Origin of the sequence: Actinoallomurus acaciae, assembly GCF_042429965.1 — a bacterium.
GTDB lineage: Bacteria > Actinomycetota > Actinomycetes > Streptosporangiales > Streptosporangiaceae > Actinoallomurus > Actinoallomurus acaciae.
The window spans coordinates 1-899 of the sequence record NZ_JBHLZP010001169.1; the positions used below are offsets into that span (position 1 = coordinate 1).

Below are 899 nucleotides of genomic sequence, written 5' to 3' on the forward strand. Positions count from 1 at the left end.
AGCTCGGCCACGCCGAGACCCTCCAGGGCGGACGCCTCGCCGAGCGGGTGCCCGCCCGGCGGGTCGAGCCGCAGCGCCCGGCCGTTGTGGTCGATGGCGGCCGGGAAGTCGCGGCGGTCGAGGTGGGCCATGCCCAGGGCGGTGAGCATGCGCGCCTCCGCCTTCGCGTCGCCGCACTCCCGCGCGGCGGCCAGCCCGACCTCGTGCGATTCGAGCCAGCTGCCGTAGTGCTTGCGCAGCAGGAACAACGGCCACATCGCCTCGCAGAGCTGCCAGGCGGCCTCATGCAGTCCCTCGCCGTGGGCGTTCTCCACCACGGCCACGAGGTTGACGCGCTCGCGTTCGAACCAGCCGAGCGCGTCCTCCCTGTCGTCGAAGGCGGCGGCACCGCGCCGCGCTTCGTCGTAGTGGCCGCCCAGGTGCCAGCGGCCCGGCATGACGGTCAGGTCGGCCGCGACGGCCGTCCGCAGGTACCAGTCGGTGAGACGCCGCACGGCCGCCGCGCGACCGGCGGCGGACTCGGAGACGCCGGCTTCGCCACGTGCGTGCAGGCGCACCAGGTCGTGGAAGTGGTAGCGGTCGCCGGGGCCCTCCTGGAGGAGGTTCGCTCCGGCCAGGAGGTCCAGCAGGTGGGCGGCCTCCCCGGCGCCGACGCCGAGGAGCGCCGCGGCGGCGCCGGCCTCGAAGTCGGTTCCCGGGTGAAGGCCGAGCAGGCGGTACAGCCGCCGGGCGGCCTCGTCGGGCACGGCGCCGTAGGAGGCGTTGAAGACCGCCTGCACCGACGCGTCGTCCTCGTCCCCGACGAGCGTGGCCAGCCGGCGTGTCTCGTCGGTCAGCTCGCGGACGACCCGCGCGATCGGCCAGCGCCGCCGCGCGGCGAGGCGCACTCCCGAGGCGCA

Annotated in this window: 1 pseudogene; it reads right to left on the bottom strand. The window is 75.9% G+C overall.

The window, feature by feature from the left end:
• Window positions 1–899 (bottom strand): annotated as a pseudogene (locus tag ACFFNX_RS51395) (tetratricopeptide repeat protein); the annotation flags it as partial.